Raw genomic sequence first — 18,819 nt, 5'->3', positions numbered from 1 at the left:
TTCACAGCACCAAGCCATCACGCTCCGGCGCCGCGATCTAGATACAAGGGAGGGGTTTGGGATCGCCATCCAGGTCGATGCGCTGCCGCACGATCTCCAGCCGGTCGCCGGCGTCGCGCATCTCGTAGAGCTTGCCGCGGGCGTTCTTGAACGGGCGGTGGACCACCATCATCAGCTGGCCGTCGAAGCGGGTGAACAGCATGCCGTGGCCGCTGTCGTGGCGGACCAGCGGCGGCAGCTGTTCCCACGGACCTTCCAGCCGGCCCGTCGTCGAACGCGCCTGCGACTGGACGTAGCCGTTCTTGTCGTAGCTGGACCACAGCATCAGCAACTGGCCGGTCTTGCTGGTGAAGAGCTGCGGGCCGTCGGTGACGTAGGCGAGGTCGCCTTCGGGTTGCCTCTTGCCGTCGCTCCACGGCGCCTGGCTGGCGGTGAACAGCGTGCGGGGCGGGCCGGCGGCGGCCAGGTCGTCGGTCAGGGGCAGGGCTTCGATCGCCCCGTCGCCCACCTGCAACCACTCGCGAGAGTAGACGTACCAGGGCCGACCGTCGGGAGCGACGTAGAGCGTGCCGTCCAGGGTCATCAGCTCCTTAGGTGCGACCGGCTCGCCGTCGCGGACCACGGTGAACGGACCCTCGGGGCTGTCGGCCACGGCCAGGATCGTGCCGCGCCGATAGGGCCTGCGCTTGCCGGCCGGCGGCAGCAGGGCGGCCTCGTCGTGGAAGGTGGCGAACAGGAACCAGCGGCCTCGCCATTGATGAACCTCCGGCGCCCAGGCCCCGCCCCTGAACCAGGCGTCGTTGGGGGCCTGGAACACGCAGCGCGGCTTTTCCCAATCGAGGAGATCGCGGCTGACATACATCATCGTGCCCAGGCCCGGCGTCCCGCTCAGGCGGGCGATGTTGGACGTGTAGAGCCGGTAGAGGCCCGCCTTCTCGTCGACGACCATGAACGGGTCATGCAGCGGCATGTTCGGCAGGCGCAGCATCGGCTCGGCGCGAACGGCTGCGGGAGTCAGCGCCAGGGCGGCGGCCCCGAGGGCCAGCGCCCGTCGTGAGGTGTCGATGGGCATGCTTCCTCCGGGCGACGCGTTACGAAGCGCGATCTAGGAAGACATGGCGGCGCTTTGCAACGGCGAGGGCAGGGGGCAAGCTGGCGGCGTTGTCGCGGTGTGCGGCAAAGGTCGTGCTGGCCTATCGGTGTTTTAGGGCATAAACCTCGGCCGATAACGAAGCATGCGACAGAGGCTGGCCCCAAACCGCCTCGTCCCGAGGAGGAACGCGTTGATCGAGTCGGTTCTGATCGCCAATCGCGGCGAGATCGCGCGCCGGATCATCCGCACCGCGCGCGAGATGGGCGTGCGCACGATCGCCGTCCACTCGGAGGCCGACAGCCACGCCCCGTTCGTGATGGAGGCCGACATGGCCATCCTGATCGGCGGCTCGCCGGCGCGGGAAAGCTATCTCGACCCCGCCAAGATCCTGGCCGCTGCGCGCCAGACCGGCGCCGAGGCGATCCATCCCGGCTATGGCTTCCTGTCGGAAAACGCCGACTTCGCCCAGGCGGTGATCGACGCAGGGCTCGTCTGGATAGGCCCGCCGCCGTCGGCGATCCGCGCCATGGGCCTGAAGGACGCCGCCAAGAAGCTCATGATCGAGGCCGGCGTGCCGACCACGCCCGGCTATCTGGGCGATGACCAGTCGGTCGAGCGGCTGACCGCCGAGGCCGCCAAGATCGGCTTCCCCGTGCTGATCAAGGCCGTGGCCGGCGGCGGCGGCAAGGGCATGCGCAAAGTCGACCGGGCCGAGGACTTCGTCGAAGCCCTGGGCTCGTGCCGCCGCGAGGCCGCCGCCAGCTTCGGCGACGACCGCGTGCTGCTGGAAAGGTGGGTCACCCGTCCGCGGCACATCGAGGTGCAGGTGTTCGGCGACCAGTTCGGCGACGTCGTGCACCTGTTCGAACGCGACTGTTCGCTGCAGCGCCGCCACCAGAAGGTCATCGAGGAAGCGCCGGCTCCCGGCATGGACGAGGAGACCCGTGAGGCTGTCTGCGGCGCGGCCGTGCGCGCGGCCCAGGCCGTGGGCTATGTGGGCGCGGGCACGGTGGAGTTCATCGCCGACGCCAGCGAGGGCCTGCGCGCCGACCGCATCTGGTTCATGGAGATGAACACCCGCCTGCAGGTCGAGCATCCGGTCACCGAGATGGTCACCGGCCAGGACCTGGTCGAATGGCAGCTGCGCGTCGCCTCGGGCGAGCCTCTGCCGCTGGCCCAGGACGAGATCGAACTGCAGGGCTGGGCCATGGAGGCGCGCCTCTATGCCGAGAACCCCGCCACCGGCTTCCTGCCCTCGACCGGGCCGCTGAAGCATTTCCGCCTGCCCGAAGGCGACGTGCGCGTCGACAGCGCGGTGGAGGAGGGCGGAGAGGTCACGCCGTTCTACGACCCGATGATCGCCAAGCTGATCGCCCACGGCGTCGACCGCGAGGACGCGGCCCATCGCCTGGCCGAGGCCTGCAAGCTGGTCGAGGTCTATCCGGTCAAGACCAACGCCGCCTTCTTGGCCGCCTGCGCCAGCCACCCGGACTTCGTGGACGGCGCGATCGACACCGGCTTCATCGCCGCGCGGCTGGACGAGTTGATCGAGCGCTCGTTCAGCGACGCGCCGACCCTGGCCGCGATCGGCCAGCGGCTGGAGACCTTCATGGCCGCCGACCAGCCCAAGGCCGATCCGTGGGCCAGCGCGCCGTCGCGCCTGCTGGGCTTCCGCATGGGCGCGCCGCGCGCGGCCATGAGCCTGCCGCTGACCGTGGACGGCGCCAGGGTTCCGCTGCGCGTGGGCCTAGTGACCGGCGCCGGCGACGACTGGTCGTGGGACATCACCGTCGAGGACGGTCGGCCGCTCGACGACGTCGACGTGCTTCCCGGCGTCTATGGCCGCGATCCGCTCTACGTGTTCGAGGGCGGCGACGTGCGTGAGTTCGACTTCGCGCCCCAGGTCGGCGGCGGCGCCCATGGCGCGGCCTCGGACGGCGCGATCCTGTCGCCGATGCCGGGCAAGGTGGTGTCGGTGGCGGTCGAGGCCGGCCAGTCGGTCACCAAGGGCCAGACCCTGCTGGTGCTGGAAGCCATGAAGATGGAGCACGCCCTGGCCGCGCCGTTCGGCGGCGTGGTCGGCGAGCTGTCGGCCGTGGCCGGCGGCCAGGTCGCCGAGGGGGTGGTGCTGGCGCGGCTGAAGGCGTCGGAGCACTAATCTCCGTAAGATCCCCGCTTTCGCGGGGATTTTACGGGTAACCTATCGGCTAGGCCGGCAGTCTCGCCAGTTCGCTGTCCTCGTCCTCGCTTTCGTCGAGGGCGCCCAGCTCGCCACGCGCCCGGGCGGCCTTGCCGTAGAGGATCTCGAACAGCGGGCTGGCCATCAGGGTGGTGATGATCGCCATCAGCACCAGCATCGAGAACAGGGCCGGGCCGATGATGCCCTTCTGCAGGCCGATGTTGATGATGATCAGCTCCATCAGGCCGCGGGCGTTCATCAGGGCGCCGATGCCGCAGGCGGTGGCGTTGTCCTGGCCGGTGAGGCGCGCGGCGGCCCAGCAGGCGCCGCCCTTGGCCAGGATCGAGCCGGCCAGGATCACCAGGGTCACGGCGACCAGGCTGATGCTGTTGACCATGGTCAGCTGGGTGTGCAGGCCCGAGAAGGTGAAGAACATCGGCAGCAGCAGCACGACCGCGAACGGCTCCAGCTGCTTCTTGACCTCGCGGGTCAACACGCCCCGCGGCAGCACCGTGCCCAGGATGAAGCCGCCGAACACCGCGTGGATGCCCACCGCGTCCATGGCCCAGGCGCTGAGCATGAACAGCATGACCACCACGCCCAGGATGTTGGGCGTGACCTTGCCTTCGCGCTCGGCCCAGCGGCCCAGCGGGGCCAGGAGCTTGGGACCCAGGGTGACCATGAAGGCGACGAAGACCGCGCCGCCGACGATGGCCTTGATCGCCACGGCCGGTCCGCCGCCGAAGGTGGCCAGCACGATGGCCAGCACCGTCCAGGCGCCGGCGTCGTCGATGGCGCCCGCCGACAGCGAGAGCGTGCCGAGCGGAGTCTTCGAGAGGCCGCGCTCGTGGATGATGCGGGCCAGCATCGGGAAGGCGGTGATCGAGATCGCCGCGCCCATGAACAGCGTGGCCTGGAAGGTGTCGATGCCCTTGCCGAACAGGCCAAGGCTCAGCAGCCAGGGCGCGATGGCCACGGCCACCAGGAACGGCGCGGCCATGCCCGACAGCGACACGGCCGCCGCGCTCTTGGCGTTGCTCTTGAAGTGGTCGGCCTGGAAGCCGAGGCCCACCAGGAACATGTAGAGGCCCACGCCCATCTGGGCGCCGACATAGAGGACCGACTTCGAGTCCTTGGGGAACAGCATGTGCTGGATGTCGGGCGCCAGCAGGCCGAACAGCGACGGCCCCAGCAGCACGCCGGCGATCATCTCGCCCACCACCTGGGGCTGGCCCAGGTATTTCTTCGCGAGCCAGCCGACCAGGCGGCTGACGGCGATGATCACGAACATCTGCAAAAAGAAGACAACGCTGAGCTCAGCCGCCGTCATGGTCCCATTCCCCCGAAATCGCGCCGTCGTTCGACGGTCGCCGTCTCTTCCCTTGACGTTCCGATATCACCGGTCTGGAACCGGACCTAGATGTTAAATGATAGCGTTGTCACGTCGACGGCGAAGGCTGGCGCTTGCGCCGTGGTTGGAGCGCGCTAAATCGGCTGCATGGCTCTGCACATGATCAAGCTGGTCGTCGGCTGCGACACGATCGACGACCTCGTCGCCTGGCACAAGGAAGGTCATCCCTGGGTGATGCACACCCGCATGACCCCCAAGCGGATCGACGAGATCCTCGACGGCGGCTCGCTGTACCGGGTGTTCAAGGGCCAAGTGCTGTGCCGCCAGACGATCCTGGCCATCGACACGGTGGGCGAGGGGCAGAACGCGCGCTGCGAGGTGACGGTCGATCCGGCCATCGTGCGCGTCGCGCCCCAGCCGCGCCGAGCCTTCCAGGGCTGGCGCTATCTGAAACCCGAGGATGCGCCGCCCGACCTGACCGAGGGCGAGGCGGCCGACCTGCCGCCGGAACTGGCTCGCCAACTCCGGGAGCTTGGCGCCTGGTGATCGCTTGGCGGATCATCAACCCACGCGTGAGACGATCTTGGCTCGACCTTCTTAGGGAGAGCGAAGATGCGACTGGCCTATATGGCGCTCGGCATGGGTCTGCTGTTCCTGGCGATGATGATCGCCGTCGGCATCGCCCTGGTGACGAAGGGGTAGGGCGCTTAAGCGCCCATGTTGTCTATCAGGCGGGTCTTGCCCAGCCAGGCGGCCGCCAGCAGGCGCGGCTTCGCGCCGGAGGGCAGGGCGTCGGGCCCCAAGCGCGACAGGTCGTCGGCGTCGCGGAAATCGAAATAGTCCACCTGCCTGAAGCCGGCGGCCTCGAGCGCGGCCTTGCCGGCGGCTTCGGCCGTCTCGACGCGTTCGCCGGCCTGAACGGCCGCGATGGCGGCCTTCATGGCGTTCGGCAGGGCTACGGCGGCGGCGCGCTCTTCGGGCGACAGGTAGGCGTTGCGCGAGGAGAGGGCGAGGCCGTCTTCGGCGCGGGCGGTCGGGGCGCCGACGATCTCCACCGGCAGATCAAGGTCGCGGGTCACGCGGCGGATGACCTGAAGCTGCTGGTAGTCCTTCTCGCCGAAGACGGCGATGTCGGGCTCCGCCTGGATCAGCAGCTTGGTGACGACGGTGGCCACGCCGCCGAAGAACTGCGGCCGGGCCGCACCTTCCAGCGGCTCGGACACGCCCGTCAGGTTGATCGTGGTCGAGAAGCCCTGCGGGTACATCTCGGCGGCATTGGGGGCGAACAGCAGGTCGCAGCCGGCGCTTTCCAGCAGCTGGGCGTCGCGGGCCTCGCCGCGCGGATAGGCGTCGAAGTCCTCGTGCGGGGCGAATTGCTTGGGATTGACGAAGACGCTGGCCACGGTGCGCTTCACGCGGGTCTGGGCCAAGCGGACGAGCGACAGGTGGCCCTCGTGCAGCGCGCCCATGGTCGGGATCAGGCCCACCTGCTCGCCGGCGGCTTTCCAGGCGCGGACCTGCTCACGCAATTCGGCGACGGTGCGGACGATACGGGTCATGTCGGGGGAGACTCTGCTGCGACGCAAAAACGAGCGTTCGGACGCGCGGCTTATGGCCGATATGGGACAGCGGGTCCACCTGCGACACCGAGTCTGTGGACGCAGGGCGCCATAAGATTGACGCTAGGAGCGCGCAGGGCGTTTCATGCGCGTTAAGATTTTGGTTAGATTCGCCCGAGTCGGCGGAACGAAGGATGAAGCCTATGGCCGAAACGCGCGTGATCGTCGTCGGCAACGAAAAGGGCGGGGCCGGCAAGTCCACCATCGCGATGCACCTGATGACGTCGCTGTTGTACGGCGGCGCACGGGTCGCGATCATGGACCTGGACCTGCGCCAGTGCACCAGCATGCGGTTCTGCGAGAACCGCGCGGCCTGGCTGGCCGGCAACGACGTCAAGCTGCCGATGCCGCAGACCTTCCGCCTCAGCGACGACGACATCGCCCTGGCCGCCTCGTCGGAAGCCGAGCAGGTCGCCGCGTTCGAGAAGGCGTTCCTGGCCGCGCGCGAGGTCGCCGACTTCGTGCTGATCGACACCCCCGGGGGCGACACCCAGATCACCCGCATGGCCCACGGCCTAGCCGACCTGATCGTCACCCCGATGAACGACAGCTTCGTCGACTTCGACATGCTGGGCCACGTCGACCCGGTGACCATGGAGCTGCAGAAGCCCAGCCTCTATTCCCAGACGGTGTGGGAGGCCCGCAAGGCCCGCGCCATGGCCGGCCAGCGCCAGCCGCTGGACTGGGTGGTTCTGCGCAACCGCCTGGCCACCACCGAGGCCCGTAACCGCAAGCGCCTGGAAGATCGCCTGACGGCCCTGGCCAAGCGGGTCGGCTTCCGCATGGGTCCTGGCCTGCGCGACCGCGTGATCTATCGCGAGCTGTTCCCGTTCGGCCTGACCATCGCCGACCTGTCGACCCAGGTGCGCCCGGTGCCGGTGTCGTTACAGCATCTGGCCGCACGCCAGGAACTGCGGGCCCTGATGCACTCGCTTGGCCTCTCGGCCTTCTCGGGCGAAACTCTGCTCGCCGCCCAGTAAGACTTTTCCGGTCGCTTGGGGGCGGCGTCGGGTCCGAGCATGCTGTTCTATCTGATCCTCGGCGCGGTGGTCGTCGCCTGGCTGCTGTGGGGAAAGCGCAAGCCGCTTTTCGCCGGCGAGGGCTGGCGCGTCGGCGCCGGGGTGGCCTCGGCCGCCGCCTTCGCCGCCGCCGCCTATGCCGGCGTCCGCAGCCAGTGGCCGGCGACCCTGGCGCTGTGCGTGCTGGGCCTGTGGTGCGCCACCTCGGCCCGCCAGCGGCCGGTGGTCCGCAAGGTCGCCGAGCCCGGCAAGGCCCAGCTGTCGGCCAACGAGGCCCGCTCGATCCTCGGCGTCGACGCCAAGGCTGGCCCAGACGAGATCCAGGCCGCCTACGCCCGCCTGATCCGCCTGGCTCATCCCGACAAGGGCGGCACGGCGGGCCTGGCGGCGCAGCTCAACGCGGCGCGGGACCGGCTGCTGAAGGGGCGGTGAGGGGGGCGAAAACCTCGTCCTTCGACAAGCTCAGGATGAGGTTTTTCTGGCGCTGCTGATCTGAGGGGGGCTCATCTGCGTGCCCGACCTGGTCCTCATCCTGAGCCTGTCGAAGGACGAGGGCTACGCACTTCGCTCAAAGAAAAAGCCGGCGACCGCGAGGTCGCCGGCTTTTCTGTTTTCAGGCTCCAGGCCAGATCAGCGCGGAGCGATGACCATGCAGGGCTGGCGCTTGGCGGTGATCGCCGAGCAGGCCGCGCGGGCGGCGTCGGCGGTCATGCCCTGGAACTGGGCGCGGAAGGCGCCGCCGGCGGCGCTGACCACGGCGCCCTCGGCGTCGGCCACGGCCTTGGCGAAGCGATCGCGGACGATGCCCAGCTGCTTGTTGGCCAGGCTCTTGGACTGGAAGGCGCCGACCTGGACGCTCCACTCGCCCTTGGCCTTCTTCGGGGCCGGCTTCACGGATTCCTTGGCGGCCTTCAGGGTGGGGGAGACCTTAACCGGGGCGGGCTTGGGGTTGTCGGTCAGCACGATCTTCAGGCCGGCCTGGTCGCCGTCGCCCTCTTCCGACGAGGGGCGCATGATCGGGCCGGTCGGATCTTCTTCGTAGAGGTTTGCGGCGATGCTGGTGCGTTCGCCGTGCGAGCGGCGGCGCATCACGTCGAAGCCGGTGGTCAGCAGGTCTTCCATGTTGTTGTCGCGCCAGGCGGTCGACGAACCGCCCAGGACAACCGCGATCAGGCGACGGCCGTCACGCACGGCCGAACCGGCGAGGTTGTAGCCCGACGCATTGGTGTAACCGGTCTTCAGGCCGTCGAAGCCCTCCATGCTGGAGAGCAGGCGGTTGTGGCCGCGGACGTAGCCGCCGCGGAACTCGAAGCCCTTGAGGCTGAAGTAGGAATAATACTGCGGGAAGTCGCGCATGGTGGCGCGCGACAGGATGGCCAGGTCGCGGGCGGTGCTGATCTGGCGGCTGTCGGGCAGGCCCGAGGCGTTGACGAAGCGGGTGTTGCGCATGCCCAGCTCCTGGCCCCGCAGGGTCATCAGGGCGGCGAAGCGGCTTTCGCTGCCGCCCAGCTTCTCGGCCATGGCGGTGGCGATGTCGTTGGCCGACTTCACGGCCATGGCGCGAATCGCCTCGTCGACGCTGAGGCTGTCGCCCGGACGCAGGCCCATCTTGGTGGGGGCCTGGGCGGCGGCGCGCGGCGAGATCGGCACGCGGTCGGTCAGCTTCAGGCGGCCTTCGCTGAGCGCCTCGAAGGTGAGGTACAGCGTCATCACCTTGGTGACCGAGGCCGGATAGCGCGGGCTGTCGGCGCGCTTGTCGTACAGCACCTCGCCCGAGTTGGCGTCGATCACGATGGCCGCGTACTTGGGTTCTGCGGCGTTCAGCTGCAGGTACGGGATCTGGGCCGAAGCGACGGTGGGAACTGCGACGCCAACCAGCGAAGCCACGGCGAGGCCGGCGGCGACGAGGAGACGACGGGCGGATTTAAGCTTGGCGAACATGCGACAAACGTCCGTCATTTGAACTGAGCGGTTCCGCACCGCCACACGCGTGAGAGCTAGCATGCGCGTTGTCGCCTTACGCCAAAGTAAACAACTGGTGAGCGATTTCGCCGCACATTAAGATAAAACTTAGGCGTTGCGGCAACGCTTCGCTCGGCATGCGGTCAGGGTACGGAGCAGCTTCACCTAGGGTTATGGTGCGCTGCACAAAATCGTTTGACTGCTGCACTGCAACATGAGAAAACCATGTCGTCCCAACGCATGGCGCGGGATCGCGGCCGGAAAACCCTAACAAGGTCGCGTCGTCCCACCATGACCCGCCCAGGAGCCCTCCCCATGGCCGTCACCGAGACCCTGAAGAGCACCGTCGAGCAATACTCCACCGCCAGCAACCAAGCGTTCAAGGACGGTGTCGAGAAGTCGCTGGCCGCCCTGGCCGAAGCCAACACCCATTCCAAGAAGAACCTCGAAGCCGTCGTCGCCTCGGTGACCGCCGCGACCAAGGGCGCCGAAGCCCTGGGCGCCGAGGCCTTCGCCTACTCGAAGAAGGCCGCCGAAGACCAAGTGGCCGCCGCCAAGGCGCTCGCCGCCGCCAAGAGCGTGCAGGAAGCCGTCGAGCTGCAGACCGCCTGGGCCAAGTCGGCCCTGGAAGCCTACATCGCCCAGCTGAGCAAGGCCTCGGAGATCGTCTCGGCCTCGATCAAGGACTCGGTGAAGCCGCTGAACGAGCGCGTCACCGCCACGGTCGAGAAGTTCCAGGCCGCTCGCTAAGCCGAAATTCGGAACGGCCCCGCTTGCGGGCCGTTTCCAAGTCTACCCAGCCTTCAGGCTCGGACCTCGCGGTCCGGGCCTTTTTTCTTGTGCGCCTTGGCCCGGACCCTGCGTCCGGGCCTTTTTTCTTGTGTGCCTTGGCCCGGACCCTGCGTCCGGGCCTTTTTTCTTGTGTGAAGGCCTGCCCTTGCTAAGCATGCGCTCTCGGTAAGGGAGCGTCTGAATGTCGAAGGTGGAAGAGCGTCTGGCGGGTCTGGGGATCACGCTGCCGCAGCCGGTGGCCCCGGTGGCCAACTACGTGCCGTTCGTGCGCTCGGGCAACCTCGTCCACATCTCGGGCCAGATCTCGATCGATCCGGCCGGCGGCGTCAAGGGCACGGTCGGCGTCGACGTCGACCTGGAGACGGCCCAGAAGGCCGCGCGCCTGTGCGGCGTCAACCTGCTGGCCCAGATCAAGGCCGCCGTCGGCGACCTCGACAAGGTGGCCCGGGTGGTCAAGTTAGGCGGCTTCGTGCAGGCCGGCCCTGATTTCATCGACATTCCCAAGGTCATCAACGGCTGCTCGGACCTGATGGTCGAGGTGTTCGGCGACGCCGGCCGCCACGCTCGCTCGGCCGTCGGCGTCTACAAGCTGCCGCTGGGCTTCGCCGTCGAGGTCGACGCGGTGGTGGAGGTCTTCTGATGCGCGCGCGTCCGCGGCCCGGGACCGAGGTGTTCGGCGAGGCGTGGGAGCGCCTCTTCGATCCGCCGATCGCGCACCGGGGGCTGTGGACGCCGGACGGCGCGCCCGAGAACTCGCTGGCCGCCTTCCAGGCCGCTTGCGCGAAAGGTTATTCCATCGAGCTGGATGTCCAGCTGACGGCCGATGGCCAGGCGGTGGTCTTCCACGACGATCGCCTGGAGCGGCTGACGGGCGCTGAAGGGCGCCTGCGCGACCATACCGCCGCCGAACTGGGCGCGCTGAAGCTGTCGGGCACCGACGAGACCATCCCGACCCTGGCCGACGCCCTGGCGGTGATCGGCCACCGGGCCATGGTCCAGATCGAGCTGAAGACCCCGTTCGGCGAAGTGGGGGAACTGGAAAAGAAGGTCTCGGAGATCCTGATCGACCATGCCGGGCCGATCGCCGTGATCGGCTTCAATCCGTACTCCCACGCCTGGTTCGCCGACCACAATCCGCAGGTCCTGCGGGGCTTGGACTCCTACAGCTGGAACGACGAGAACGCCCGCAAGCTGGCGCCGGAGCTGCGCAAGTCGCTGGCGGCCCTGGAGCAGGTCGAGCTGGCGCGCCCGGACTTCCTCGCGCTGGGGCTCGACATGCTGCCCAGTCCGCGCGCCGACGTCTTCCGCGCCAAGGGCATGCCCATCGTCGCCTGGACGGTGCGCTCGCCCGAGCAGTGGGACGCGGTTTCAGACCATTGCGACAACCTGATCTTCGAGGGCTTCGCTGCGTGAGTTCGCTTAAGGCGGAGGTGCGCATCCACCGCCGCATCGCCGATATCGGCCGGGAAGCATGGGACGCCTGCGCCGGGGCTTCCGGCGATCCCTTCGTCAGCTTCGACTTCCTCGACATCCTCGAAGAGAGCGGCTGCGCGGCCGATCGCACCGGCTGGGCGCCGCACCACGTCAGCGTCGCCGATACGGACGGGCGCATCGCCGGGGTGATGCCGCTCTATCTGAAGAACCACAGCCAGGGCGAATACGTCTTCGACCACGCCTGGGCCGACGCCTACGAGCGGGCGGGGGGCGCCTATTATCCCAAGCTCCAGTGCTCGGCGCCGTTCTCGCCGGTGACCGGCCCGCGCCTGATCGCCCGGCCGGACGTCGATCCCGACGAGGCGCGCTCGGCCCTGCTGGGCGGGGCGCTGACCCTGTGCGAGCGGATCGGGGCCTCGTCGCTGCACGTGACCTTCCCCACGGAAGACGAGTGGGACTGGATGGGCGACCGGGGCCTGCTGCGCCGGCAGGACCAGCAGTACCACTGGGAGAACGCCGGCTACGCCACGTTCGATGATTTCCTGGCGGCTCTGTCGTCCAACCGCCGCAAGACCATCCGCCGCGAGCGCCGCGACGCCCAGGACGGGTTGGAGATCGTGGCTCTGAGCGGCGACGAGCTGACCCACGCGCATTGGGACGCCTTCTTCGGCTTCTACATGGACACCGGCAGCCGCAAGTGGGGCCGGCCGTACCTGAACCGCCGCTTCTTCTCGCTGCTGCAGGAGCGGATGGCCGACAAGGTGCTGCTGATCCTGGCCCGGCGGCCGGGCGGGCCATGGATCGCAGGCGCGCTGAACCTACTCGGCCGCGACTGCCTCTACGGCCGCCATTGGGGCTGCACCGAAGACGTGCCGTTCCTGCATTTCGAGCTCTGCTACTACCAGGCCATCGAGCACGCGATCCGGCTGGGCCTGCCGCGCGTCGAGGCTGGCGCGCAGGGCCAGCACAAGATCGCCCGCGGCTACCTGCCCAGCGCCGTCTACTCGGCTCACTGGATCGCCGACCCGGCGCTGCGCGAGCCCGTCGCCCGCTATCTGGAGCGCGAGCGCGAGGCGGTGGAAGAGGACATGGCGATGCTCACTGAGGAGCTCTCGCCGTTCAGACACGAGGGCAGTTAGAACACCTCGACCGGGTTGCTCGCCGGGCGGTAGGGCAGGCCCAGGGGCGCCCAGTTCATCTTCCGCCAATGCGGCAGGACCAGCGCCATGTAGGTCACTAGCGGCACGACGATGCTGGTGAGGCTGGCGAAGCTCACCTCCGGCGGGGCGTCATAGGCCCAGCGCACTGGCAGCAGGGCCAGGCCGACGGTCCCCTTGGCGATCGGCGCCCAGCGGCTCATCCGGGGCAGCGCCCACAGCTGATAAGCGGCCATGGCGAAGTTCTGAACCACCAGTGCGATCCAGAGCGGGGTCGGCTCGCGGACAGCCAGGAAGGTGCTGGTCCCCCATACGGTGAAGGCTGCGCCAAGGACGATCAGCCCCATGACGATCTTGATCGATAGGGGCGTGCGGACGGAACGGGTTTCCATAACCCCTGCTAAAGCAGAGCTTGCGCCGCCCGCCAAGCAAGCCCTTGGCTAGTGCAGGCTGACCTCGGCCACCTTGTCGCGATAGTCGCGCTTGGGGTCTCGGCCCAGCATCAGCTTCATGCCGGCGAACAGGCTGTTCTCATTGAGCCAGATCCGCGCGTGCTCCGGCTCGAAGCGCAGCAGGCGAAGCGTCGGGTCGGTCTTGCCGGTGAACCAGGCGGCCACGAACGGGCTCCAGAGGCCGTCGATGGCCTGGCGGTCGTTGTCGATCCGCAGGCGGCCGTCGATCTCGGCGAACAGGTCATGGCCCTTCGAGGTGAAATGCATCACCGCGTCGCGCTCGCGATCCAGGGCGGCGACCATGTCGCAGTCGGCCGAAGTGAAGATCCACAGCGGGCCGCCTTGCTCGCTCTCCATCAGGGCGGTCATCGGCTGGCAGTGGCCGCCTTCGACGTCGCGCAGGCCCAGCATGACGGTGCGATCGGTCTTGAGGGCTTTCCAGAACTTGGCGGTGAGATCGGTTTCCTTGGACATGGTCTTGTCCTCCCGCCGTCAAAACGTGGCCGCGCCCGGCGCCGTTCCCGTCAGGAGCGGTCCCAGGCGGCTTTCAGCAGCGCCTTGACCTCGTCGTCGACCTCGGCCGGGGAGGCGAGGGTCAGCTTGGCCTTCAGCCGCTCGGACCAGCTCTCGTTCTTCGGTTCGGAGAGGCGAGGGGAGGCGTCGGGCGTCAGGGCCAGGCCCAGCGACACCGTTCCGCCCTTCACGGGTTTTGCTGCCGCGAACTGCACCTTGCTGGACCAGGCCGTGAAGGCCTTGCGCTGGCCGGTGACGAGGCCCGGGAAATCGGCGACGGCGGCCTCGATCGCCGCCAGGATCGCGGTGGAGGCCGGGTCGGTCCACAGCGCCGCGCGCAGGCCGTCGGCGTCGTCCCAGCCCAGCTCGGATGGGAAGGCCGCGCCCAGGATATGGGCCGCGCGATTGACGCCCAGGCCGTGATTGGCCTTCAGCCAGTCGACGCGGGCCTTGGGCTTCGTCTCCTTGCAGTCGCGGCGGACGATCTCGACCCACTGCTCCAGGGTCTTGCCGGTGTCGCGCTCGAGGCTGGCCTGCACAGAGGCGAACCATTTCTTCTGGCGTTCGGTCAGGCCCTGGCCCGTCTCGTCGCTCTTGCCCACGCTTGCGCACCCTCCCTGGTTTGCTAGAGCCTGTCCCACGCAATGGAGACGACCATGAGCCTTCACGGAACCTACGACCCGGACAACATCTTCGCCAAGATCGTTCGCGGCGAGATCCCGAGCGTGAAGGTGTTCGAGGACGACGAGGTCCTGGCCTTCATGGACGCCTTTCCGCAGTCGAAGGGGCATCTGCTGGTGATCTCCAAGACCTCCAAGGCGCGCAACGTGCTGGAGGCCGAGCCCAAGACCCTGGGTCGGCTGATCGGCGCCGTGCAGAAGGCGACCCGAGCGGTGACCGAGGCCTTGAAGCCCGACGGCGTGGTGGTCACCCAGTTCAACGGCGCTCCGGCCGGCCAGACCGTGTTCCACCTGCACTTCCACGTCATTCCCCGCTACGACGGCGAAGCCTTGGGCCGGCACGGCGGCGGCATGGCCGACGCCGAGGACCTGAAGGCCCTGGCCGCGAAGATCAGCGCGGCGCTCTGAAGCTTCAGGTTGCCGGGCCCCGCGAACCTCGCCATACGGGGGCGGGGGCTGCATGAAACTTCATCCGATCACCTGGATTCTGCTTGGTTCGGCCAGCGTGCAGTTGGCCGTGCTGGCGCTTCACGTCCTTGGCATTGCCCAGGCGGCTGGCGAGGCGTCGCAACTGGCGACCTCGGCCGGCTACGAACCGGAGATCCTCCAGGCTTGGCTCGGCCGATCGCTGGGCGAGGTGTTGCAGCGCCTCGGCGCGATCGTGGTCAATGCCGGCCTGGCCGCCTGGGTCGAGTTCCTGGCCCGCACCCACCGAGATTTACGCGCGGCGAACGCGCTGGGAGACGCTTGATGCCCGACGCCCTGGACGCTCCCGCCGATCACGCCTCCGCGTTCTTTCGCCGCCTGCATCCGGTGACCCGCATCGTCGCGGCCGCCGGCGTCGTCAGCCTTTGCGGCGACCTGATGCAGTTGATCGGCATCGTCTCGGCGTTCCAGCAGGGAGCGGCCACCCAGCCGCTCGGCGGCGCCATCGCGTCGGCCCTGACCAGCTTCGGATACACCATCGGCTATGTCGGCGCGGCGGCGACGGTGGAGTACCTGTTCCGTATCTGGCGCGAAGTGAAGGCGATCCGCGAGCGCGGCTGAGTCGTCTGGAGGCGACGTTCCAACCGATTGCCGTCAGCCTATGCTCGGGCCCTTCAGTCGGGGGGGGGGGCGTAGGCGGCAGCCTCCCGCGTTCTGAGCGAACCGGCGGGCAATTCCAGCGCTCACGCCGCCATGGCCGGGAAGGCAAGGCCGATGGAGGCTCGACCGCGCAGACAGTCCAGGTCGCGGCGGCCGAACGCCACCCTTAAGGCTGCAGCTTGATCAGCGCGGTCGAGATCGACACCAGCACCGCCATGCCGCCCAGCAGCGCCCAGCCCTGGAGGCGGATCTTCTCGCTGAGGTCGGCGCGGATGCGGGCGTCGGTCAGGGCGAGTTCACTACGGACTGAGGCGATCTCGATCTTCAGATCGTTCTTCAGCTCGGCCTTCACGGCTTGCAGGTCGCTCTTGACCGCCGCCAGTTCCGAGCGCGTCGCCAGATCGCTGATATCTGGAAGCATGGTCGTCTGCTGCACCAGTTCCACGATCGCTTCGGCCGTGCGTTCGTCGACACCTGCCTCACTCAGGCGCCTGGATGCGCTCAGGGTGTCGAAGGTGATCGCAGTCATGCACTCACGTTGGCCGTTTGTTCCCGATTTGCCTGCCTCTTTCCCGTGAGGGAGTCGCGCGCCCGAACCTTTCTTGGCCCAGTGCTTTCCCCCAAAGGCCCAGCCTTGGCGGCCGTCGAAGGATAGAGAATGACCGATCCCCTGGCCCGGCGCGGGCTCTATCGTCTCGTCTACGCCAGCCGGGCGACCGATCCGGCGGCCATCGACGAGACCTTGCGGGCGGTGGTCGCAAAATCCATCCAGCACAATCGCCTCGACGACATCACCGGCTTCCTGGCGGCCGGGGAGGGACGGTTCCTGCAGGTGCTGGAAGGGCCGGGCCAGACGGTCGCCCAGGCCTATGAACGGATCGGCGCGGATCCACGCCACGACGAGATCGTGCTGATCGCCGACGGCCTGGCCGAGCGACGGCTGTTCAGCGACTGGAACATGGGCCAGCGGCGGCTGGCGGCCGAGGACGCCTCGGCCCTGTCCGAGGTGGGGCTCGAGCACTTCACGCCGGCAGGCCTGGACGAGGAGCGGGCGATCCGCCTGCTGTCGCTGCTGGGCGCGCGCCACCTGCGTTAGACAAGAAAAAAGGCCCGGATCACTCCGGGCCTTCTCCATTTTCAGCAGGCCTTGAGCCTTACTCGGCCAGGGCCGGTTCTTCGGCGTCGTCCGACTTGCCGGACTTGCCTTCCGAGGCGCTTTCGATCTCGAAGCCGATCTTGCCGTTCTCGAGCACCACCTTGACGTGGCCCCCGCGGGTCAGGCGGCCGAACAGGATGTCGTCGGCCAGCGGCTTCTTGATGTGCTCCTGGATGACCCGGGCCAGCGGACGGGCGCCATAGAGCTCGTCGAAGCCGTTCTTGGCCAGCCAGTCGGCCGCGTCGTCGGCCAGTTCGATCGTGATGTTGCGGTCGGCGAGTTGCGCCTCCAGCTGCATGACGAACTTCTGGACGACCTGGCGGATGATCTCCGGCGTCAGCGGCTTGAAGGCCACGACGGCGTCCAGGCGGTTGCGGAACTCCGGCGTGAACAGGCGCTTGAGCGCGGCGTCCTCTTCACCCTCGACCTTCGACCGGCCGAAGCCGATCGAGTTGCGCTGGGCGTCGGACGCGCCCGCATTGGTGGTCATGATCAGGACCACGTTGCGGAAGTCGACCTTCTTGCCGTTGCTGTCGGTCAGGGTGCCGTTGTCCATCACCTGCAGCAGGATGTTGTAGACATCCCCGTGCGCCTTCTCGATCTCGTCGAGCAGGACGACGGCGTGCGGGTGCTGGTCGACCGCGTCGGTCAGCTGACCGCCCTGGTCGAAGCCGACATAGCCGGGAGGGGCGCCGATCAGGCGGCTCACGGTATGGCGCTCCATGTATTCCGACATGTCGAAGCGCAGCATCTCGATGCCCAGGGTCTGGGCCAGCTGCTTGGCCGCCTCGGTCTTGCCCACGCCCGTCGGGCCGCTGAACAGATACGAGCCGATCGGCTTGTTCGGTTCGCGCAGGCCGGCGCGGGCCAGCTTCATGGCGGCCGACAGCTGGGTCAGGGCCTCTTCCTGGCCGAACACGGCGCGCTTCAGGTCGTTCTCGAGTTCCTTGAGGGCCTCGGTGTCCGACTTGCTGACCGACTTCGGCGGGATGCGGGCGATCTTGGCGACGACCGCCTCGATCTCCTTGACGCCGATGGTCTTCTTGCGGCGGCTTTCCGGCAGCAGCATCTGGCCCGCGCCCGCCTCGTCGATCACGTCGATCGCCTTGTCGGGCAGCTTGCGGTCGGTGATGTATTTGGCCGACAGCTCCACCGCGACCTTCAGGGCCTCGGCGGTGTATTTCAGCTTGTGGAAGTCCTCGTAGTAGGTCTTCAGGCCCTTGAGGATCTTGATGGTGTCTTCCACCGTCGGCTCGTTCACGTCGATCTTCTGGAAGCGGCGGACCAGGGCCCGGTCCTTCTCGAAGTGCTGGCGGAACTCCTTGTAGGTGGTCGAGCCCATGCAGCGCAGGCTGCCCGAGGCCAGGGCGGGCTTCAGCAGGTTGGAGGCGTCCATCGCCCCGCCGCTGGTCGCGCCGGCGCCGATGACGGTGTGGATCTCGTCGATGAACAGCACCGCGTTCGGGTGGTTCTCGAGTTCCTTGACCACCTGCTTGACGCGTTCCTCGAAGTCGCCGCGATAGCGGGTGCCGGCCAGCAGCGCGCCCATGTCGAGCGAATAGATGGTGGCTTCCGCCAGGACTTCGGGGACCTGGTGGGTGATGATCTTGCGCGCGAGGCCCTCGGCGATGGCGGTCTTGCCGACGCCCGGGTCGCCCACGAGCAGGGGGTTGTTCTTGGTCCGGCGGCACAGGATCTGGATCGCGCGTTCCACTTCGTTCGCGCGGCCGATCAGCGGGTCGACCTTGCCCTGGCGGGCCTTTTCATTGAGGTCGACGCAATAGGCCTCGAGGGCCTCGCCGCCGGTCTTGGTGTTGGGCTTTTCCTGATCTTCCTCGACCGCGGTCGCGCCCTTGGCGGCCTTGGGCTCCGAAGCGCCGGCCTTCTTGGCGATGCCGTGGGCGATGAAGTTCACCGCGTCGTACCGCGTCATGTCCTGCTCCTGCAGGAAGTAGGCGGCGTGGCTCTCGCGCTCGGAGAAGATGGCGACCAGGACGTTGGCGCCGGTCACTTCCTCGCGGCCGGACGACTGGACGTGGATAACGGCGCGCTGGATGACGCGCTGGAAGCCCGCCGTGGGCTTGGCGTCTTCCTCGTCGTCGACCACCAGCGAGGAGAGTTCGACGTCGAGATAGTTGACCAGGCTCTTCTTGAGGGCCGTCAGGTCTACGTCGCAGGCGCGCATGACGCCGGCGGCGTCGTCGTCGTCGGTCAGCGACAACAGCAGGTGTTCGAGGGTCGCGTACTCATGCTTTCGCTGATTGGCGTACGCGACGGCGCGATGCAGGGATTCTTCGAGAGGACGCGAAAAAGAGGGCAAGGGGAG

The 18,819-nt window shown here is 68.0% G+C and carries 21 protein-coding genes and 1 pseudogene; 12 read left to right on the top strand and 10 right to left on the bottom strand.

From position 1 onward, the window contains the following. Positions 1 to 37 precede the first annotated feature (37 nt). On the bottom strand, positions 38 to 1,072 hold the full coding sequence (locus ACODR1_RS18780) for a glycoside hydrolase family 43 protein (protein ID WP_488881814.1): 1,035 nt from the start codon (positions 1,070 to 1,072) through the stop codon (positions 38 to 40). A gap of 211 nt (positions 1,073 to 1,283) precedes the next feature. Between ACODR1_RS18780 and ACODR1_RS18775 the strand changes: the two genes are divergently transcribed. Next, complete coding sequence (locus tag ACODR1_RS18775; RefSeq protein WP_488881813.1) at positions 1,284 to 3,251, top strand: acetyl/propionyl/methylcrotonyl-CoA carboxylase subunit alpha; 1,968 nt, start codon at positions 1,284 to 1,286, stop codon at positions 3,249 to 3,251. Positions 3,252 to 3,300: 49 nt separating this feature from the next. Here ACODR1_RS18775 and ACODR1_RS18770 read toward each other — a convergent pair whose 3' ends face one another. After that, the gene (locus ACODR1_RS18770) at positions 3,301 to 4,602 is read right to left on the bottom strand and encodes a cation:proton antiporter (protein ID WP_488881812.1); all 1,302 of its coding nucleotides are present in this window, start codon (positions 4,600 to 4,602) and stop codon (positions 3,301 to 3,303) included. Between the two features lie 168 nt (positions 4,603 to 4,770). Here ACODR1_RS18770 and ACODR1_RS18765 point away from each other — a divergent pair, with 168 nt between their 5' ends. Continuing rightward, positions 4,771 to 5,169 carry a DUF1489 family protein gene (locus tag ACODR1_RS18765; protein WP_101719618.1) on the top strand — a complete coding sequence of 133 codons (399 nt, stop codon included), beginning with the start codon at positions 4,771 to 4,773 and terminating at the stop codon, positions 5,167 to 5,169. Between the two features lie 161 nt (positions 5,170 to 5,330). Here the strand turns inward: ACODR1_RS18765 and panC are convergent, their stop codons facing one another. Continuing rightward, positions 5,331 to 6,182: a pantoate--beta-alanine ligase gene (gene panC / locus ACODR1_RS18760; protein ID WP_488881811.1), complete on the bottom strand. Its 852-nt coding sequence runs from the start codon at positions 6,180 to 6,182 to the stop codon at positions 5,331 to 5,333. Between the two features lie 203 nt (positions 6,183 to 6,385). Here panC and mipZ point away from each other — a divergent pair, with 203 nt between their 5' ends. After that, entirely contained in the window at positions 6,386 to 7,222 is an 837-nt protein-coding gene (gene mipZ / locus ACODR1_RS18755; RefSeq protein WP_488881810.1) for a division plane-positioning ATPase MipZ, read from the top strand. 39 nt (positions 7,223 to 7,261) lie between these two features. Next, complete coding sequence (locus ACODR1_RS18750; protein ID WP_488881809.1) at positions 7,262 to 7,693, top strand: J domain-containing protein; 432 nt, start codon at positions 7,262 to 7,264, stop codon at positions 7,691 to 7,693. A gap of 11 nt (positions 7,694 to 7,704) precedes the next feature. Here ACODR1_RS18750 and ACODR1_RS18745 read toward each other — a convergent pair. Next, positions 7,705 to 7,814, bottom strand: a pseudogene (locus tag ACODR1_RS18745) (hypothetical protein); the annotation flags it as partial. Positions 7,815 to 7,891: 77 nt separating this feature from the next. Then, positions 7,892 to 9,202 carry a D-alanyl-D-alanine carboxypeptidase family protein gene (locus ACODR1_RS18740; protein ID WP_488881808.1) on the bottom strand — a complete coding sequence of 437 codons (1,311 nt, stop codon included), beginning with the start codon at positions 9,200 to 9,202 and terminating at the stop codon, positions 7,892 to 7,894. 336 nt (positions 9,203 to 9,538) lie between these two features. Between ACODR1_RS18740 and ACODR1_RS18735 the strand changes: the two genes are divergently transcribed. The 4 genes from ACODR1_RS18735 (at position 9,539) to ACODR1_RS18720 (ending at position 12,588) form a co-directional block, all read left to right on the top strand. Next, positions 9,539 to 9,973 (top strand): phasin family protein, encoded by a 435-nt coding sequence (locus ACODR1_RS18735; RefSeq protein ID WP_488881807.1) that lies wholly within the window; start codon positions 9,539 to 9,541, stop codon positions 9,971 to 9,973. 223 nt (positions 9,974 to 10,196) lie between these two features. Beyond that, the gene (locus tag ACODR1_RS18730; protein ID WP_488881806.1) at positions 10,197 to 10,655 is read left to right on the top strand and encodes a RidA family protein; all 459 of its coding nucleotides are present in this window, start codon (positions 10,197 to 10,199) and stop codon (positions 10,653 to 10,655) included. Next, the gene (locus ACODR1_RS18725) at positions 10,655 to 11,428 is read left to right on the top strand and encodes a glycerophosphodiester phosphodiesterase (protein ID WP_488881805.1); all 774 of its coding nucleotides are present in this window, start codon (positions 10,655 to 10,657) and stop codon (positions 11,426 to 11,428) included. The genes ACODR1_RS18730 and ACODR1_RS18725 overlap by 1 nt, the downstream gene beginning before the upstream one ends. Beyond that, positions 11,425 to 12,588 (top strand): GNAT family N-acetyltransferase, encoded by a 1,164-nt coding sequence (locus tag ACODR1_RS18720; protein WP_488881804.1) that lies wholly within the window; start codon positions 11,425 to 11,427, stop codon positions 12,586 to 12,588. The genes ACODR1_RS18725 and ACODR1_RS18720 overlap by 4 nt, the downstream gene beginning before the upstream one ends. On the opposite strand, the gene ACODR1_RS18715 is transcribed toward ACODR1_RS18720, so the two are convergent. Genes ACODR1_RS18715 through ACODR1_RS18705 form a run of 3 tightly spaced genes read right to left on the bottom strand, consistent with a single transcriptional unit; the run spans position 12,585 to position 14,173 of the window. Further along, complete coding sequence (locus ACODR1_RS18715; RefSeq protein ID WP_488881803.1) at positions 12,585 to 12,998, bottom strand: hypothetical protein; 414 nt, start codon at positions 12,996 to 12,998, stop codon at positions 12,585 to 12,587. The genes ACODR1_RS18720 and ACODR1_RS18715 overlap by 4 nt on opposite strands. Before the next feature lie 48 nt (positions 12,999 to 13,046). Next, on the bottom strand, positions 13,047 to 13,532 hold the full coding sequence (locus tag ACODR1_RS18710) for a pyridoxamine 5'-phosphate oxidase family protein (RefSeq protein ID WP_488881802.1): 486 nt from the start codon (positions 13,530 to 13,532) through the stop codon (positions 13,047 to 13,049). 50 nt (positions 13,533 to 13,582) lie between these two features. Next, positions 13,583 to 14,173, bottom strand: a complete 591-nt coding sequence (locus tag ACODR1_RS18705) for a DUF4287 domain-containing protein (protein WP_488881801.1) — start codon at positions 14,171 to 14,173, stop codon at positions 13,583 to 13,585. Between the two features lie 54 nt (positions 14,174 to 14,227). Between ACODR1_RS18705 and ACODR1_RS18700 the strand changes: the two genes are divergently transcribed. The 3 genes from ACODR1_RS18700 to ACODR1_RS18690 are packed head-to-tail and all read left to right on the top strand — an operon-like array spanning position 14,228 to position 15,298. Beyond that, positions 14,228 to 14,659 carry an HIT family protein gene (locus tag ACODR1_RS18700; protein ID WP_488881800.1) on the top strand — a complete coding sequence of 144 codons (432 nt, stop codon included), beginning with the start codon at positions 14,228 to 14,230 and terminating at the stop codon, positions 14,657 to 14,659. Between the two features lie 52 nt (positions 14,660 to 14,711). Beyond that, positions 14,712 to 15,002, top strand: a complete 291-nt coding sequence (locus tag ACODR1_RS18695; RefSeq protein ID WP_488881799.1) for a hypothetical protein — start codon at positions 14,712 to 14,714, stop codon at positions 15,000 to 15,002. Then, a complete protein-coding gene (locus ACODR1_RS18690) occupies positions 15,002 to 15,298 on the top strand; it encodes a hypothetical protein (protein WP_488881798.1) in 297 nt (98 codons plus the stop codon). The genes ACODR1_RS18695 and ACODR1_RS18690 overlap by 1 nt, the downstream gene beginning before the upstream one ends. A 205-nt stretch (positions 15,299 to 15,503) precedes the next feature. On the opposite strand, the gene ACODR1_RS18685 is transcribed toward ACODR1_RS18690, so the two are convergent. Beyond that, positions 15,504 to 15,866 carry a CCDC90 family protein gene (locus ACODR1_RS18685; protein ID WP_488881797.1) on the bottom strand — a complete coding sequence of 121 codons (363 nt, stop codon included), beginning with the start codon at positions 15,864 to 15,866 and terminating at the stop codon, positions 15,504 to 15,506. A 129-nt stretch (positions 15,867 to 15,995) separates the two neighbouring features. Here ACODR1_RS18685 and ACODR1_RS18680 point away from each other — a divergent pair, with 129 nt between their 5' ends. Next, positions 15,996 to 16,433 (top strand): BLUF domain-containing protein, encoded by a 438-nt coding sequence (locus ACODR1_RS18680; protein ID WP_488881796.1) that lies wholly within the window; start codon positions 15,996 to 15,998, stop codon positions 16,431 to 16,433. A gap of 58 nt (positions 16,434 to 16,491) precedes the next feature. Here ACODR1_RS18680 and clpA read toward each other — a convergent pair whose 3' ends face one another. Next, entirely contained in the window at positions 16,492 to 18,813 is a 2,322-nt protein-coding gene (gene clpA, locus ACODR1_RS18675; protein WP_488881795.1) for an ATP-dependent Clp protease ATP-binding subunit ClpA, read from the bottom strand. Positions 18,814 to 18,819 lie beyond the last annotated feature (6 nt).

The sequence above is a fragment of the Caulobacter sp. FG7 genome (assembly GCF_057808875.1).
The sequence above is the reverse complement of the archived record's forward strand: the minus strand, read 5'-3'. Positions and strand labels throughout refer to the sequence as shown.